This is a genomic window from Glacieibacterium arshaanense (assembly GCF_004681125.1).
GTDB lineage: Bacteria > Pseudomonadota > Alphaproteobacteria > Sphingomonadales > Sphingomonadaceae > Polymorphobacter_A > Polymorphobacter_A arshaanense.
The window spans coordinates 226,074-242,199 of record NZ_SIHO01000003.1; the positions used below are offsets into that span (position 1 = coordinate 226,074).

Annotated in this window: 16 protein-coding genes; 8 read left to right on the plus strand and 8 right to left on the minus strand. The window is 65.3% G+C overall.

Annotation, left to right across the window (positions count from 1 at the left end):
* Nucleotide 1 precedes the first annotated feature (1 nt).
* The 3 genes from EUV02_RS13070 (at nt 2) to EUV02_RS13080 (ending at nt 4,438) form a co-directional block, all read left to right on the plus strand.
* Nucleotides 2–1,270, plus strand: a complete 1,269-nt coding sequence (locus EUV02_RS13070) for an MFS transporter (protein WP_243445907.1) — start codon at nt 2–4, stop codon at nt 1,268–1,270.
* Nucleotides 1,271–1,407: 137 nt separating this feature from the next.
* Nucleotides 1,408–3,702, plus strand: a complete 2,295-nt coding sequence (locus tag EUV02_RS13075; protein ID WP_135246734.1) for a TIR domain-containing protein — start codon at nt 1,408–1,410, stop codon at nt 3,700–3,702.
* A gap of 67 nt (nt 3,703–3,769) precedes the next feature.
* Nucleotides 3,770–4,438 (plus strand): peptidylprolyl isomerase, encoded by a 669-nt coding sequence (locus tag EUV02_RS13080; protein ID WP_135246735.1) that lies wholly within the window; start codon nt 3,770–3,772, stop codon nt 4,436–4,438.
* A gap of 1 nt (nt 4,439) precedes the next feature.
* On the opposite strand, the gene EUV02_RS13085 is transcribed toward EUV02_RS13080, so the two are convergent.
* On the minus strand, nt 4,440–5,462 hold the full coding sequence (locus tag EUV02_RS13085; RefSeq protein ID WP_135246736.1) for an SDR family oxidoreductase: 1,023 nt from the start codon (nt 5,460–5,462) through the stop codon (nt 4,440–4,442).
* 84 nt (nt 5,463–5,546) lie between these two features.
* Here EUV02_RS13085 and EUV02_RS13090 point away from each other — a divergent pair, with 84 nt between their 5' ends.
* Nucleotides 5,547–6,107 (plus strand): TetR/AcrR family transcriptional regulator, encoded by a 561-nt coding sequence (locus tag EUV02_RS13090; protein WP_207790188.1) that lies wholly within the window; start codon nt 5,547–5,549, stop codon nt 6,105–6,107.
* Here EUV02_RS13090 and EUV02_RS13095 read toward each other — a convergent pair.
* Together EUV02_RS13095 and EUV02_RS13100 are read right to left on the minus strand one after the other, a co-directional pair.
* Entirely contained in the window at nt 6,104–7,846 is a 1,743-nt protein-coding gene (locus tag EUV02_RS13095; RefSeq protein ID WP_135246738.1) for a class I adenylate-forming enzyme family protein, read from the minus strand. The two genes, EUV02_RS13090 and EUV02_RS13095, sit on opposite strands and share 4 nt — an antisense overlap.
* A 60-nt stretch (nt 7,847–7,906) precedes the next feature.
* Entirely contained in the window at nt 7,907–9,247 is a 1,341-nt protein-coding gene (locus tag EUV02_RS13100) for an MFS transporter (protein ID WP_135246739.1), read from the minus strand.
* A 111-nt stretch (nt 9,248–9,358) separates the two neighbouring features.
* Between EUV02_RS13100 and EUV02_RS13105 the strand changes: the two genes are divergently transcribed.
* Nucleotides 9,359–9,973 (plus strand): glutathione S-transferase family protein, encoded by a 615-nt coding sequence (locus EUV02_RS13105; RefSeq protein WP_135246740.1) that lies wholly within the window; start codon nt 9,359–9,361, stop codon nt 9,971–9,973.
* A gap of 103 nt (nt 9,974–10,076) precedes the next feature.
* Here the strand turns inward: EUV02_RS13105 and EUV02_RS13110 are convergent, their stop codons facing one another.
* The gene (locus EUV02_RS13110) at nt 10,077–10,955 is read right to left on the minus strand and encodes a DMT family transporter (RefSeq protein WP_135246741.1); all 879 of its coding nucleotides are present in this window, start codon (nt 10,953–10,955) and stop codon (nt 10,077–10,079) included.
* Entirely contained in the window at nt 10,952–11,854 is a 903-nt protein-coding gene (locus EUV02_RS13115) for a LysR family transcriptional regulator (protein WP_135246742.1), read from the minus strand. The genes EUV02_RS13110 and EUV02_RS13115 overlap by 4 nt, the downstream gene beginning before the upstream one ends.
* Nucleotides 11,855–11,948: 94 nt before the next feature.
* On the opposite strand from EUV02_RS13115, the gene wrbA reads away from it, so the two are divergent.
* Nucleotides 11,949–12,563, plus strand: a complete 615-nt coding sequence (wrbA, locus tag EUV02_RS13120) for an NAD(P)H:quinone oxidoreductase (RefSeq protein WP_135246743.1) — start codon at nt 11,949–11,951, stop codon at nt 12,561–12,563.
* Here wrbA and EUV02_RS13125 read toward each other — a convergent pair.
* The 3 genes from EUV02_RS13125 to EUV02_RS13135 are packed head-to-tail and all read right to left on the minus strand — an operon-like array spanning nt 12,560 to nt 14,698.
* On the minus strand, nt 12,560–13,234 hold the full coding sequence (locus EUV02_RS13125) for a TPM domain-containing protein (protein ID WP_135246744.1): 675 nt from the start codon (nt 13,232–13,234) through the stop codon (nt 12,560–12,562). The two genes, wrbA and EUV02_RS13125, sit on opposite strands and share 4 nt — an antisense overlap.
* Nucleotides 13,234–14,025 carry a TPM domain-containing protein gene (locus EUV02_RS13130; RefSeq protein WP_135246745.1) on the minus strand — a complete coding sequence of 264 codons (792 nt, stop codon included), beginning with the start codon at nt 14,023–14,025 and terminating at the stop codon, nt 13,234–13,236. Before EUV02_RS13130 ends, EUV02_RS13125 begins: the two co-directional genes overlap by 1 nt.
* 58 nt (nt 14,026–14,083) lie before the next feature.
* Complete coding sequence (locus EUV02_RS13135; RefSeq protein WP_135246746.1) at nt 14,084–14,698, minus strand: LemA family protein; 615 nt, start codon at nt 14,696–14,698, stop codon at nt 14,084–14,086.
* Nucleotides 14,699–14,812: 114 nt separating this feature from the next.
* Here EUV02_RS13135 and mscL point away from each other — a divergent pair, with 114 nt between their 5' ends.
* Nucleotides 14,813–15,247: a large conductance mechanosensitive channel protein MscL gene (gene mscL, locus EUV02_RS13140; protein WP_135246747.1), complete on the plus strand. Its 435-nt coding sequence runs from the start codon at nt 14,813–14,815 to the stop codon at nt 15,245–15,247.
* Between the two features lie 55 nt (nt 15,248–15,302).
* Complete coding sequence (locus EUV02_RS13145) at nt 15,303–16,103, plus strand: bestrophin-like domain (protein WP_166430626.1); 801 nt, start codon at nt 15,303–15,305, stop codon at nt 16,101–16,103.
* The last annotated feature ends 23 nt before the right edge of the window (nt 16,104–16,126 follow it).

A 16,126-nucleotide genomic window follows, 5' to 3' on the forward strand; every position in this document is an offset into this window, starting at 1 on the left:
CGTGCAAGCCAAATCGAGGTTGCGGTCGCTGGTCGGCGGGTCGATCGGCAATCTGGTCGAATGGTATGACTGGTACGTCTATTCGGCGTTCGCGCTGTATTTTTCGAAGAGCTTTTTTCCACAGGGTGACCGTACAGCGCAGTTGCTCAACACCGCGGCAGTTTTCGCTATCGGCTTTCTGATGCGGCCGATCGGCGGCTGGTGGCTCGGCAAATACGCCGATGTCCGCGGGCGCAAGGCGGCGTTGACGCTTTCGGTGCTGCTGATGTGCACGGGCTCGCTTCTGATTGCCGTCGTGCCGCCGTTTGCCGTCATCGGCGTCTGGGCACCGGTGGTGCTGGTGGTGGCGCGGCTGCTCCAGGGCCTATCGGTCGGCGGCGAATATGGCACTTCGGCGACGTACATGAGCGAGATGGCGACGGCGAAGCACCGCGGTTTCACCGCCAGTTTCCAATATGTCACGCTGATCATGGGGCAGCTGCTAGCGCTCGGCGTGCTACTGGTGCTGCAGGCGACCATGAGCGACACGGACCTAAATGGCTGGGGCTGGCGCATTCCGTTCGCAGTGGGTGCCGTGCTGGCGGTCGTTGCGTTGTGGCTGCGGCGCAGCATCGAGGAAACGCATAGTTTCGAAGTGCTGCCGGCGTCCGAACGGCGCGGCATCGCCGGTGAGCTGTTCAAGCACCCGCGCGCACTTCTTACCGTGCTCGGCTTGACCGCCGGCGGCTCGCTCGGCTTCTATACCTTTACCACCTACATGCAGAAATTCCTCGTCAACAGCGCCGGCTGGAGCAAGGACGATGCGACCAGTGTTTCGGCGGTATCGCTGCTGCTGTTCATGGTGCTGCAGCCGCTTTTCGGCGCGTTGTCCGACCGCTTCGGGCGGCGCCCGCAGCTGATCGTCTTCGCCGCGCTGGGCGTGCTCGGCACCATCCCGATGCTGACGCGTTTGTCGGCCGCTGCCGACTGGATGACCGGCTTCTGGCTGATCATGGCGGCGCTGGTGGTTATGAGTTGCTACACCGCCATCTCCGGGCTGGTGAAAGCCGAGCTGTTCCCCGCACACATCCGCGCGCTCGGCGTCGGGCTGCCCTACGGTATTGCGGTGTCGGTGTTCGGCGGCAGTGCCGAATATGTCGCGCTCAAATTCAAGGATATGGGCCACGAAAACTGGTTCTTCGTCTATGTCACGGTGATGTTCGGCGTTGCGCTGGTCGCGGCTTGGGCGCTGCCGGAAACGCGTGACGAGACAATGATCGAGGACGATTAAGAGCCTCCGGCGGGCAGGCCTCAGGCCTGCCCGCCGGAGGCTCTTTTTCCCTGCCTGCCGCAGTGCGGAATAATTGGCGAACGCGCGCAATCCTTCTATGCTAGAAAATCGCGGAAGGGGCGATTTTGACCACAACAGTGCCGACCAAACCTCGGGTATTCCTGTCGTATGCACGGGTTGACCGCGCGCGCGTGGCGAAGCTCGCGGCGGCGCTGACCGCGGCGGGGCACCAATTGTGGTGGGATACCGCGATCGAGGCGGGGTCGGCGTTCGCTGCCGATATCGCGCGCGAGCTTGATGCGGCCGATGTGGTCGTCGTCGCTTGGTCGGCGGCGTCGGTAAAATCGGCATGGGTGCTCGATGAAGCGGGCGCCGGGCGCGACCGCAACCGGCTGGTGCCTGTGCTGCTCGATGGCACGCCGCCGCCGCTGGGGTTCCGCCAGCTGCACGCGATTGATCTGTCGAACGGTCGCGAGCGCAAACCGGCGGGTGCCGCCGAACTGGTGCGCGCCGTTGAACGTGTCGCGAGTTCCTTGCCGCTTGAACCCGCGGCCAAGGTGGCGCGCGCCGCGCCGAAGCTGCTGCCGTGGCTGGTCGGGTTGATCGCGCTGGCACTGGTCGCGGTGCTTGGCTGGCAGATGCTGGGGCCGAAATTCACGCGTAGCGATGACAAGCCGGTGGTTGCGGTGCTGCCATTCCTCGACATGTCGGCCGCCAAGGGCGAGGCCTATTTTGCTGAAGGCCTTGCCGAGGAAATTCTCGATACGTTGGCGACCGATACAAGGCTCAAGGTGCTGGGGCGGACAACCGCTTGGGCGATGCGCGACAAGGCCGGCGACCCTGCCTATCTGCGCAGCAAGTTCGGGGTGACGCGTCTGCTCGAAGGCTCGGTACGTGGCGGCGGCGCCGACTCCGGCGGGCGGGTCAAAGTGTCGGTGCGGCTGATCGACACCAAAGACGGCGCCGAGATCTGGTCGCAGGTCTTCGATCGCAGTGAAGCCAATGTGCTTGCGGTGCAGGAAGAAGTTGCGGCCGCGGTGGCCGCGCAATTGGCGGGGCCGGCGAGCGGTGACGGCAAGGCCGCGCATGCCGATGCCACCAGCGTGCCGCCGCGCGTTTACGAAGACATATTGGTGGCGCGCCAGCTCATCCGCACGCGCCAGGCCGATGCGTTGCAACGGGCGCGCGTGCTCGCCGACACGGCGGTGGGGACGGCGCCGAACTACGCGCCGGCCTATGCTGCGCGCTCGACGGCGCTGGTACTGCTGACGCTGTATGGTGACTTGCCGCTGCAACCAGCGTTGACCGACGCGCGGCGCGATGCCGAACGCGCGGTTGCGATCGATCCGCGACTGTCGGAGGCCTATGCGGCGCTGGGCAATGTGCTGATTTCGTTGAATGACCCGCCTGGCGCGATTGCCGCACTTACGCGCGCGGTCAAGCTGCGGCCGAACAATTCCGAAGCGAGGATGCTGCTCGGCCGGGTGATGATGGACAACGGTCAACTCAACCACGCTATCACCGAGTTTACTGCAGCTGTGGCCGCCGATCCGTTGTGGACGACGCCGACAGTCAATCTGATCCGCGCCTATGGGCTGGCGAACCAGCCGACAAAGGTCTGGGAAGTCGAGCGGGCGTTCCGCGCCTTGTCACCCGATCCGGCGGATGCCGAACTTGTGGAAAGCGATGCGGCGATGGCGACGGGTGATTTCGCTCGTGCGCTCAAGCTTGCCGAGGCGGCGCTGCGCCGTAACCCCAAGTCGACCAATGCGATTTCCAGCCGCAACAATGCGCTAATGCCGCTACTCGGCGTTGACCAGATTCCGCTGACGCAGCGGATTTTCTGGCCCGATGCCTATTGGCAGGCGCTGTCGGGGCGCTGGGAAGAGGTGGCGCGGTTGTTGCTGCAGCAGGGCCGCTCGGTTTGGGACGATACAGTGCAGATTTACCTGATGTCGTATGCACTGACCGATCTCGGACGCGGCGCCGATTTGGTGGCGAGCTTTGACGCGCGCTTTGCCAGCATTGCCGAGTATACGGCTTCGCCAGCGGCGTCACCCGGCGGCGCGACTTTGATCGCCAGTGCGATGGATAAGGCCGGTCGCAGTGCCGATGCGACAGCATTGCGCGGCTTCGCGCGGGCCCGGATGGTGCGCAACGAAGCCGGCGGGCTGTCGCCGTCGTGGAACGCCGCCGATTGGGCGACCTTGCTGCTGGCGAGCAATGACCGCGCCGGTGCGGTGGCCAAGCTCGAGGACGGCCTGACGCGTAATTGGGCGGATGTGTGCAGCGGGCCGCTGTGGATCGGCGATCTGTGGCCGTTGAAGCCGTTGCGCGGCGATGCGCGCTTCGACCGCGTTCTCGAACGCTGCCGGACGGCGATCAACAAACAGCGCGCGCAGGCCGGCTTACCGCCGGCGGCGCTGAAGTAACGTGAAACCGGGCAATTTGGCTGGAGATATTGCGATGCGTCGATTGGGACTGGCCGCCGCGCTCATAATGCTTTGGGCCGCTGCGCCGCTGGCGGCGCAAACACCGCCGCCACCGTCGACCGTTGCTGCTACACCCGCCATCGATGTTGCTACACCGGCCGCGCCGTCGGCTATTGCGCCGCCCGCACCACCGGTGCGCAAGCCCGCTACCACCAATGTCGTGATGACAACCAGCGCCGGCACCATCGTCATCGCGCTCGAAACCGAACGCGCGCCGGCGACCGCAGCGAACTTCCTGCGCTATGTCGATCAGAAGCGCTACGACGGCACCACCATCTACCGCGCCATGAAGCTCGGCAAGGACGGGCAATACGGGCTGATCCAGGGTGGCATTTCAGGCAACCCCAAGCGCGCGCTGGCCCCCGTCGCGCACGAATCGACAGCGAAGACCGGCCTGACGCACGACGACGGCGCGATTTCGATGGCGCGCTCGACCCCCGGCTCCGCAACCGGCGATTTTTTCATCGCGATCGGCGCGATGACAGGTCTCGATGCCAATCCTGCTGCCAGCGGTGACAATCAGGGCTTTGCCGTATTCGGCCACGTTGTCGAAGGCATGGACCTGGTCAAAAAGATCCAGCATTTGCCGACGTCCCCAACGCTCGGCGCCGGCGTTATGAAGGGTCAGATGCTCGCCGATCCGGTCAAGATCATCTCGGTCAAGCGCGCCAAGTAACTCAGCTTATGATCAGCCCGTGCGCGATCATGCTGTTCGCGCAATCGACGATCGAGTCCGCTGCCGGGCGCGGTACCCAGCCGAGTATGGCCTTGGCGTGGCTGGCGTCGCAGATGCGCGCCTTGCCGAGTTCGGGCAGCACCATGCCGACGGTCTTGTCGAACTTGCCGACGAGGCGCAACAGGAAGTCCGGCAGGCCGCGCGTCGGCACGCGCTTGGCCTGTTGACCGAGCCGGTCCTTCAGGATCGCAGCAATGTCCTTCATCCACAGGAATTCGCCCGCGCACAGGAAGCGTTCGCCGTTCATGCCCGGCGCGGTCATGGCGCGGACATGCGCGTCGGCGATATCGCGGACATCGACAATGGCGAAGCCGAAGTTGGGCAGGCCCGGCAGTTCGCCGTTCATCAGCTTCGAGATGATTTCGAGCGAGGCCGAATAGTCATTGCCGAGCACCGGCCCGAGCACGGCGCCGGGGTTGATCGTGGCAAATTCAAGCGCGCCGCCCTCGCGCGCCATGAAATCACGTGCCGCACGTTCGGCGATGACCTTTGAGCGCACATAGGCATAAGTGTCGGGATGCGCGGGGTTGGTCCAGTCGGCTTCGGTGAAGACCTGCCGCGCGCCGTCCATGCCGTAGCAGATGGCTGCGGTCGACGACGTCATCACGACACGTTTGACGCCGGCATCGCGCGCCGCGCGCAGCACGCGCAGCGTGCCTTCGCGCGCGGGCACGACGATTTCGTCATCGTGCTTGGGATTGGCGGCGGGGATCGGCGACGCAATGTGCAGGACATAATCGACGCCCTTGGCGGCATCGGCCCAGCCGGCATCATGCGATAAGTCGGCGGCAACGAGTTCGAGCTGATCGACGTTGATCCCCAGCGTCTTGTGCAGGCCAGCGCTCTTGGCGGGGTTGCGCACGGTGCCGCGCACGCTCCAGCCGTCGCGCAGCAGCTGCTGGATGGCGAAGCCGGCGATATAGCCCGACGCTCCGGTGACGAGGACCCGACCCTTGCTTGCCATTTGTGTTGCTCCGGTGAATGAGTGCGATGAAACCGCTAGGCGCGGCGCGATGAACTGGATACAAACTGACAAATCATGTCTAATATGTCAAACATTGAATTGACCCCTGATGCCCAGCGCCGCGCCCGCGTCCGCGAAGCCGCGCTCGATGTGTTCGCGCGCTACGGCTTCCGCCGCACCTCGATGGCCGACCTCGCGGCCGCCGCAGGCATGTCGCGGCCGGCGCTCTATCTGCTGCATCCCAACAAGGCGGCAGTGTTTGCCGACTTGGCCGGCGCGATGCTCGAAGCCAGTTTCGCCGCTGCTGTGGCGGCATGGCCGCCGGGCACGCCGGTCGGGCAGGGGTTGGCGGCGGCGTTGCTGGCCAAAGACCTCGGGCTGTTCCGCTTGCTCGCCGCCTCGCCGCACGGTGCCGAAATTCTCAGCGAAGGCACCGCGCTGACGATGGACCTGCACGCCGACATCGAAGCGCGCTTTCGCGCCCTGCTGATCGAACGCCTGTCCGCCGCCGGCGCCGGCGACGCGCCCGCGCTAGCGCGCATGGTCACCAAGGCCGCTGACGGCCTCAAGCACGCCGGCGGCCGCGAGGCGGATTATGTCGCCGACATCAACCGGCTCGCGGCACTGGTGGCGCGCAGCGCCTAGGCGGCGGTCGCGAACAGCGCCTTGAGCTCGGTCTTCAAAATCTTGCCGTTGGCGTTGCGCGGCAGCGGGCCGTCCCAGAAGCGCACCTCTACCGGCACCTTGAACGCCGCCAATCGTGCGGCGACGAAGGCGCGCAACTCTTCGGCGTCGGCAGTCGCGCCGGTCTTGAGTGTGACGACCGCGGCAGGTTCCTCGCCGAGGCTGTGGTGCGGCCGTGCGACGATGGCGGCGTCCATGACAGCGGGGTGCTCGTACAGCGCCGCTTCGACTTCGACGCAATAGATGTTCTCGCCGCCGCGGATCAGCATGTCCTTGGCGCGGTCCATGATGAACAGGAATCCTTCGTCATCGATGCGGCCAATATCGCCGGTGCGCACCCATCCGTCGACGAATGTCGCGGCGCTGGCTTCGGGCTTGTTCCAATAGCCCTTCACCACGTTGGGCCCGAAGCCCCAGATTTCGCCGACCGAATTTGGCGGCAGGACTTTGCCGTCGGGGTCGGTGACGCGCAGGTCGCATACCGCGACCGCCGGGCCGCAGCTTTCGGGGCGGTTCTCGTAATCTTCGGCCTGATGGTGCGTAAAGGTCGCGCTGGTCTCGGTCATGCCCCAGCCATTGCCGGGCAGCGCCTTGGGCCAGTTCGCCTTAATCTGGCGCACCAGTTCGGGTGCCGATGGCGCGCCACCATAGGAAACGCTCTCAAGGCTCGACAGGTCATATTTGGCGCGGTCGGGGTGTTCTATGATCTGCCAGGCGATCGTCGGCACGCCGCCGGCACCGGTGATGCGCTCGCGCTCGATCAGCTCCATCGCGCGCGGCACGTCCCATTTGCGCATCATCACCAGCTTGGCGCCGGCGAACAGTGACGGCGACAGGATGGCGTGGCAGCCAGTGGCGTGGAAGAACGGCACGCTGATCAACGTGCCCTTCTGCGGCGCGCCGGGGTCGGGCTCGGGCGGGGTTTCGCCGCGGCGCAGATACGAACGCGCCGCCGACGAGGCGCTCGCCATGATGTTCGAGACGATGTTGCGATGCGTGCCGAGCGCGCCCTTGGGCTTGCCGGTGGTGCCGCTGGTGTAGAAAATCGTCGCATCGTCTTCGGGCTCGATCGCGACATCGGGCAGCCCGCCCGCTGGCAACCCGCCCCAGCTGTCAGGCGCGCCTATGACGCTGTCGAGCCGCTGGATCAGCGGATTGCCGCCTTCGGGCCCGAAATCATCTCCGGTGCGCGTCACATAGATGCGTTCGAGGCTCGGGCAATTGGGCAGGTGCTCGGTCAGCCGCGCTAGTCGTTCGGCGTCGACAAGCAGCACTTTGGTGCCTGAGTCGGACAAGCCGTATTCAAGCTCGGCACCCGTCCACCACGCATTGAGCGGTGTGACGATCGCGCCGCACAGCGTGGCCGCAAAGAACGCCACCGGCCATTCGGGCAGGTTGCGCATTACCACCGCGACGCGGTCGCCCTTGACGACGCCGTCGGCCTGCAATTGCGCCGCCAGCCTGAGCGTCGCGCGCGCGAAGGCTTCGAAGCTGACGCGCTCGTCCTCGTGCACCAGAAAAATCTTGTCGTCGTGCGCCCGGCCGGCGATGAACACGTCGCGCAGCGTCGGCGGTGCGTTCTTCCACGTCCGCGTCGGGCGGCCGCGAATGACCACGGTTTCCATTTCAAGCGGCATTCCCGGCGCGGTGAGCAGCGCATGCGCCTCGGCAATCGACATGGCAGGCCAGTTGGTGGTCATCGACACTCCCCAGAGTCGGTTGGATTTTATGGTGCTTATGCCGAGCCGCCGGCGTTTTGCCTAGGGCGTCAGGCTGTCGTCTTGCGCATCGGTCATAACGTCCCAGTCGCGCCGCATCACCGGGTTAAGCAACGTATACGCCAGCGCACCGACGAGCAGCGCCGCGCCGATCCAATAGGGGAGCGACGGCGCGAGCTGGTAAAGCCCGATGCCGACAGCCGGCGCCAGCACGAAGCAGGCGCCGTTGACCGAGGTGACCGCACCCGCGACCGCGCCCTGTTCATGCGGCTCGACCAGCAATGACGAGCCTGCGGTGAACCCCGGCCGTGCAAAGCCGTAGCCAAGACTGGTCAGCGCGAACGCCACGACAATACCGTGATAGTCGCTCGACATGGCAATGCCGAAGGTGCCCAGCGCCGCGAGGCCGGCACCCCAGCGCATCAACGTGCCCGGCGACATGCGCAGCATGCGGATCAGCCCCCATTGCGCCAGCAGCGTCGCGCCGGCACCGGCCATCAGCGCGATGCCGATGAACTTCTGCGCTTCCGCTGCATTGCCGCCGAGCCGGTCGATGATCAGGAATCCCAGCGCCTGACCGGTCGCCGCCTGGATGCTGCCCATCGCAAAGCCAAACGCCATCAGCGGAAAGATGCGGCGGTCGCGCCATGACAGCGCGGCGCGGCGCCCGATATCGGCCGCCACAGCGCTGGCGCCGGTGCCAGAGCCGCCGATTGTCGGCATGCTCGACAAGGCGCCGTGGTGGATGCCGCCGGGATCGACCATCGGCGCGTTCGTCGGGTCGTCGTCGGGCAACAACCGCCGCACGGTCACAAGTACGACCAGCGCTATCGCGGCAAAAGCGAACAGCGGCCCCGACAACCCAAAAATTCCGAGCACGAAGAACGGCGCCACCGCCGGCCCGAGAATGGTGCCGAGCCCGAACGCCGAGCTCAATGTAGCCAGCGCAGTGGTGCGTTCGTGCGCCTCGGTGCGCGCTGCGACATAGGCCTGGCTCGCCGGATTGGCGGCCGAACCGAAGATGCCGAACAGGCTGCGCAAACCGGCGAACAGTGCAAAGGTGACGACCGGAATCAGCAGGCCCTTCAACCCGGCGAGGATGACAAAGGCGCAGCCGAGCATCGACACGCCGAACCCGGCAACACCGATCAGCATCAGCCGCTTGCGGCCGCGGATGTCCGACTGACGCGCCCAATAGGGCGCCGAAAACGTCCACAGCAGCGCCGAGAACGAGAAGATGATCGCGACCAGCATGTCGGGGATGTGGATTTCGCGCGCTATCGCCGGCAGCACCGACTGCAGCGCGGTGTTGCCCGCTGCCACGACCAGCAGCACGGTGAACAGCAGCGCAAAGTCGCGGCGCGGGATCGAAGGTTCAGTCATAGCCCCTGCTAGGCGCGCGGTGCGCGGTTTGCCAAGTCATGATTGCGACCTGCGGCTTGACGCGCTGCGCGCGCGCCCCCTAACTGTGATCAAACCTTGGGAGAGACTGACATGAAATTCTACAACTCGATCGGCCCCAACCCACACGTCGTACGCATGTTCGCAGCCGAAAAGGGCCTGACCCTGCCGACCGTCAGCGTCGATCTGCTCGCCGGTGAAAACCGCCAGCCGGCGCATATGGCGCGCAACCCGACCGGCACCACGCCGGCGCTCGAACTCGACACCGGCAAGTTCATCGCCGAAATCACCGTCATCGCCGACTATCTCGAAGAACTGCACCCGACCCCGGCGCTGATCGGCTCAACCCCCGAGGAGCGCGCCGAAACGCGTATGTGGACGCGCCGCATCGACCTCGGCATCCTCGAACCGATGACCAACGGCTTCCGCGCATCGCAAGGCCGCGGACTGTTCGAACCACGCATGAAGCTGGTCAGCCCCGAAGCCGCCGAAGAACTCAAGGCGCTGGCGCGCCACAAGTTGCTGTGGCTCGACAAGGAACTCGACGGCCGCCAGTTCGTCTGCGGCGACCGTTTCACACTCGCCGACATCCTGCTGTTCGCATTCATGGCATTCGGCGCTGAAGTTGGCCAGCCGATCCCCGACGAGGCGAAGTGGGTCAAGGCGTGGTTCGAACGCGTCAAGGCGCGCCCGAGCGCGGCAGCCTAGTTAAGAGCCTCCGGCGGGCAGGTCCTTGGCCCTGCATCCGATTAGTGCGCCCGCATACTTTGGAGTGTAGGGACTAGTCCCTGCACCGCCCGAGGCCCTTGTTTCAATGCGCCGGCGCAGCGGCGCGTGATGACCACAGGCAGGCGGCGGCGATGATGCCGCCGCCGAGCCAGATTGCCGGCGCGACGCCTTCACCGAAGAACGCCCAGCCGAACAGCGCCGCCCAAGGCAGCGCGGTGAATTCGATCGGCGCCAGCGTCTGGGCGTCGGCGCGGGCATAGGCGCGGCTGAGCAGCTGGACGCCGAGGTTTCCGAGCAGGCCGAGCAGCACGAACCATGGCAGCGCCGTAAGTGCCGGCATGACGCGCAGTTCGGGCGGCAGGAACACCAGCGCCGGCGTCAACATCAGCAGCGGCACCATCGCACCCATCAGCGTCACCACTACCGAGCCGTCGGCGGCGGCACGCGCGCGCAGCAACACCAGCGCCACGGCATAGGTCAGCGCCGCACCGCTGACGGCAGCGAGTCCGAGCAAGCGTGTCTCGCCGCGGATGTCGGCACCCTGCACCGCGACCAGCACGCCGATGAAGCCGAGTATGCCGGCGGCGAAGTTCTGCCAGCGCATCTTTTCGCCGAGCATCGCCCAGGCGAGCGGTGGGGTCAGCAGCGGCGCGGTGAACGACAGCGTGATCGCTTCGGCGAGCGTCAGCACCGTCAGCGACCAATAGAACAGGAACGCTGACGCCGCGATCATCGCGCCGCGCAGCAGATGCGCCGGCCACATCTCGCGCGTCAGCCGCGGGCGACCGGCGCCCCACCATACCACCATTGCTAGCGCGGTGCCGAGCAGATAGCGACCGATCACCACAATCAGCACCGCATGATCGCGGTTGAGATATTTGATGACCGCATCCATCGCGCAAAGGAATGCCAGACCACCGGCGCCGATCAGCATCGGCTTGAGATTATGGCCGCGCGTCATAAGGCCGCCGGTACCGCAAAGCGCTCGGCCAGGAAATCGGCGAGCGCCCGAACCTTTGCTGACAGTCGCCCGGCCGGCGGATAGACCAGCCGCAGCGCCGAGGTCTGCAGGCAATGATCGGGCAGCAGTAGTTCGAGGTGACCATCGGCGAGCGCCTTGCTGACGATGAAATCGGGGAGTTCTGCGAGTCCCAGCCCTGCGATGGCAGCGCCGAGCATCACCGTGCCATTGTCGGCGCGCAGGCGTTCGGGGCCGCGAAACTGCCGGAAGCCGTCGGGCGTGGCGAAACGCCATTGGTCGGCCACGGGCAGGTTGCGGTACAGCAGGCAGGGGTGCGCGGTCAGCGCCTCAGGCCGGTCGGGGCGGCCATGCGCATCTAGATACGCCGGACTGCCGACGATAACGCGCGTGACCGGCCGCAACACCCGCGAGATCAATCCCGAATCGGCCATCGTCACGCTGACCCGCAGGCCAAGGTCGACACCTTCGCCGACGAGGTCGACGCTGCGGTCATCGAGCAGCAGATCGATATTGAGCGCCGGGTGCCGCGCCATGAAGTCGTAAAGGACTGGCGCCAGATGGCCGGTGCCGAATGCCAATGGCGCCGACAGCCTGATGGTGCCGGTCAAAGCGCCGCGCAGGCCGGCCACCGCTTCCTCGGCGGCGCGGGCATCGTCGAGCAACCGTGTTGCCGCTTCGAGATAGGCCGCACCCGCCTCAGTCAGCGCCAGCGTGCGTGTCGTGCGATGGAACAAACGCGCGCCGAGCCGCGTTTCAAGTTCGGTAACGCGTCGTGACAGTTGCGATGTCGAGCCACCAAGCCGCGCGGCGGCAGCAGTGAAGCTGCCCGCGCCCGCCACCGCCACGAACGCTTCCATATCTTCGAACCGGCCCGTCATTGTTGCAAATTACGCAAAGAATATTCGCGTGCAAGTCTCTTTGTCGCAATCACTGCAACGCATAAATCGTGGAAACCCTATCAGGAGACTGTAAATGACCAAAGTTCTCGTGCTCTACTATTCCAGCTACGGCCATATCGAAACGATGGCGCACGCCGTCGCCGAAGGTGCCGCCAGCGTCGACGGCGTCAGCGCGACGGTCAAGCGTGTACCCGAAATCGTGCCGGCCGAAGTCGCAGCCGCGTCGCATTTCAAGACCGATCAGGCCGCGCCTGTCGCCACCGTCGACGAACTCGCCGACTATGACGCGATCATCATTGGTACGCCGACCCGCTTCGGCAACATGGCGGCGCAGATGAAGAACTTCCTCGACCAGACCGGCGCGCTGTGGTTCCAGGGCAAGCTGATCGGCAAGGTCGGCGGCGTCTTTACCTCGACCGCGACACAGCATGGCGGGCAGGAATCGACGCTGCTGGCGACGATCAACGTGCTGATGCACCACGGCCTGTTGATTGCCGGACTGCCGTACAGCTTCCAGGAACAGATGTCGCTCGCCGAAATCGTCGGCGGTTCGCCTTATGGCGCCACGACCATTGCCGGCGGTGACGGCTCGCGTCAGCCCAGCAAGGTCGACCTCAACGGTGCGCGCTTCCAGGGCAAGCACATTGCCGAAACCGCTGCGGCGCTCAAAAAGGGCCGTGCGGCCTAAAGCTCGATCAGATGGTTCGGTAGCTCGTCACTGTCGTCGGCGCGCGGTGGGAAATGCGCGGCAAGCGCCCCACCGGCGTGGCCGACGGCGGCGACAAGCCCGTCGGCGGTGCGGCCGGCCTTGATGCCGTCGAGCAGTGCAACGATGGTGCTGCCCCAGAATTCGGGCTCGACGCGTTCGTAGATAGCCGCATCGGCAACGACTTCGGCAATACGGTCGGCCATGCAGGCGAAGATCAGCACGCCGGTGCGGTCGCGGGTACGTTCAAGGCCGCGCGCCCGGAACTGCGCCAGTGCCTGATGATGCACACGATCGCGTTTGATCGGTGTCGGGGTCAGCCAGGCGCCGAGGCGGGTCCACCACAGCAAAGCCGCCAGCCCCAGAAATATCAGCAGCTGCACAAGCGCATAGGCTTCGAAGCCGCGCACCATGTCGAGCCGCAGGTCGTCGGTGCTCCACACATCAAGCGGGATCAGCCGCGCCGGATCGGCGCCAAGCAGCACCGCGGCCAGCGGCAGCACGAACGCGAGCAGCGCCGCCACCGTCAAAGTCGTGCCGATGTAGCGATGCGGCTTTTCATCGACGATGCAGACGATTTCGCCGCTGGTCTTGAGCTCGGCCTGGGCAATGGCGCTGGCGATGGCCGCGCGTTCGACATCTGAAAACGGCATTACCAGCTCCCCGACGAACCGCCGCCGCCGAAGCCGCCGCCACCGCCGCCAAAACCGCCGCCACCGCCCCAGCCGCCACCGCCACCGAAACCGCCGCCGCCCCAGCCGTTGCTGCGGCCATTGTCACGGCCCCAGCCGCCGGTGCCTGGGCCCCAGATGACGACCGGTGGCACACCGCCCATGCGGCGGCCGCGCTTCGAACGCTTGATGGCGACAAAAATCCACAGGATGATCAGCGCGAGCCAGAACAGTGCCACCGGCGAGAAACCGGCGTCGGCAGGCGCAGCGGCACCGGCCTTCGCCGCTGCGGCCTTGGCGGCCTCTGGTGGCAATTGCAGTTGCGCGATCAGCGCATCGGTGCCCGCGACAACGCCGGCGGGAATGTTGCCGGCCTTGAACTGCGGAATGATGTCGTTGCGGATGATGCGGTTGGTCAGTGCGTCGGTGAGCACCGGTTCAAGCCCGTAGCCGACCTCGATGCGGACCTTGCGGTCGGTCGGCGCGACGATCAGCAACGCACCATTGTTGGTGCCCTTCTGGCCGATGCCCCAGGCGCGGCCGAGCTGGTAGCCATAGTCGCCGATGTCATAGCCCTTGAGGTCGGGCAGCGTCACCACGACCAGCTGGGTGCCATTGGCGGCTTCGAGCGCGGCGAGCTTCTGCGTCAGGGCCGCCTCGACCTCGGGCGGCAACACCTGCGCGTCGTCAACGACGCGCCCGGTCAGTTTCGGAAACGTCGGTGCCGCCAGCGCAATGCTCGACATCAGCCACAGCAACAGCACGCACAGCATCAGCCCCGCCGCACGCCAAGGTGTTGCGGCGGGCGTAGCCTGCCCGAAACCGACGGGACTATTTGGCTGGGGTGTCAAAGCTCACTTTCGGGGCGACTTCGGCGTTGACCGTGGTCGCCTTGAACGGCTGCAGCGGCTTCGAGCCATAGATGACCTTGGCGCCGATCATGTCGGGGAAAGTGCGGATCGTCGTGTTATAATCCTGCACCGCGGTGTTATAGTCCTGCCGCGCGATGGTGATGCGGTTTTCGGTGCCCTCGAGCTGCGACTGCAGCTGCAAGAAGCCCTCGTTCGACTTCAGCTCGGGGTACTTTTCGACGCTGACCAGCAAGCGGCCAAGCGCGCTCGACAGATTGCCTTGCGCGGCCTGATATTGCTCCATAACTGCCGGGTCGCTGAGCTTCGTCGGATCGACGGTGACCTGCGTCGCCTTAGCGCGCGCATCGATGACTGCGGTCAGCGTCGCCTGTTCCTGCTTCGCCGCGCCCTGCACGGTGGCGACAAGGTTGGGGATAAGGTCGGCGCGGCGCTGGTACTGGTTTTCAACCTGTGCCCACGCGGCCTTGGCGGCTTCTTCCTTGGTCGGGATGGTGTTGACGCCGCAACCGGCAAGCGCGAGCGTCAGAGCCAATGGCACGGCGATGCGTGCGGTGCGGGTGGCAAATATCGACATCGTCCGACTTCTCCCTGTTCGTCCGGCGCACCGGAAACGACCGTTGATTGCATTTACTGCGAGCCAGAAACGAATATAGATAGTCGTGGCTCGGCAAACAACTGGGGTGGCAACATGATTCAGGAATTCAAGGCATTCATCTCGCGCGGCAACGTCCTCGACCTCGCGGTCGCGGTCATCATCGGCGCGGCATTCGGCAAGATCGTCGCCTCGCTGACCGACGACATCATCATGCCGGTCATCGGCGCGATCACCGGCGGCATTGATTTCAGCAGTAATTTCATTCGGCTAAGCGCCATTCCCGCCGCCTATGCGGGGTCGCCCGATGACTATGCCGCGCTCAAAAAGGCCGGCGTCGTGCTGCTCGGCTACGGCAGCTTCCTGACCGCGGTGATCAACTTCCTGATCCTGGCGTTCGTCATCTTCATGCTGGTGCGCGTCGCCAACAAGGCCATAAAGCCCGCCGAAGCGCCGCCGGCGCCCGCCACGCCCGAGGACGTCGTGCTGCTGACCGAGATCCGCGACTTGCTCAAGTCGCGCGGCGCCTAGGCCCCGCCAGCACCGGAAAACACGTAATATGATGCCGATTCATGGGTTTGGAGACATGCTCCAGACCACACCGTCATGGATATTGGGAACCGGGTTCCTGATCCTGCAACTCATCGCCTGCGAGCTCGGATTCTTCTGGCACCACCGCTCGGTGGTCAAGAGCGGCGCCGAGCACGAGGCCGGCGAGGAGATGCATGTGCTCGCCGCCGCGCTCGGGCTGTTGGCGCTGATGATCGCCTTCACCTTCGAAATGGCGCAGGGCCGCTATGAGGACCGGCGCCAGCTGGTCGTCGATGAAGCCAATGCCATCGTGCAGACCTATCTGCAGTCACAGTTGCTCAACAATCCCGGCCGCGACGAACTCGGCAACCAGTTGCGCGAATATGTCGATATCCGGTTGAGCTATTTCAAAAGCGGTGGCGACCGCGCCAAGATCGCCGCCTATGACGAAGCCTCGAAGAACAAGCATGTCGATCTATGGCGGACGATGTTGCGCGCTACCGCCGACCAGCGCGGCTCGACGACGGTATTGCTGGTGGCCGAACCGATGGCGCGGATCGTCGACACGCAGGCCGACAGGCGCTCGTCGCGTGTCGCGCGTGTGCCTGCCGAGGTCATGCAGGCGCTGACCATCTATTCGCTGATCACCGCGTTCACGCTCGGCTATATCATGGGGAATGTGCGGACGCGCCACCGCAGCGCTTCGACGATATTGTTCGTGCTGACCACGGTGTCGATCATGGTGACGCTCGACCTCGACAACCCGGTCAGCGGCGGCATCCAGTTAAGCCCTGAACCGCTGCAATCGGCACGCGAGGTGCTGCACACGCAATTTCAGCCGGCGGCCAAGCCATGAAAAAAAAGGGGCGCGCAACGTAA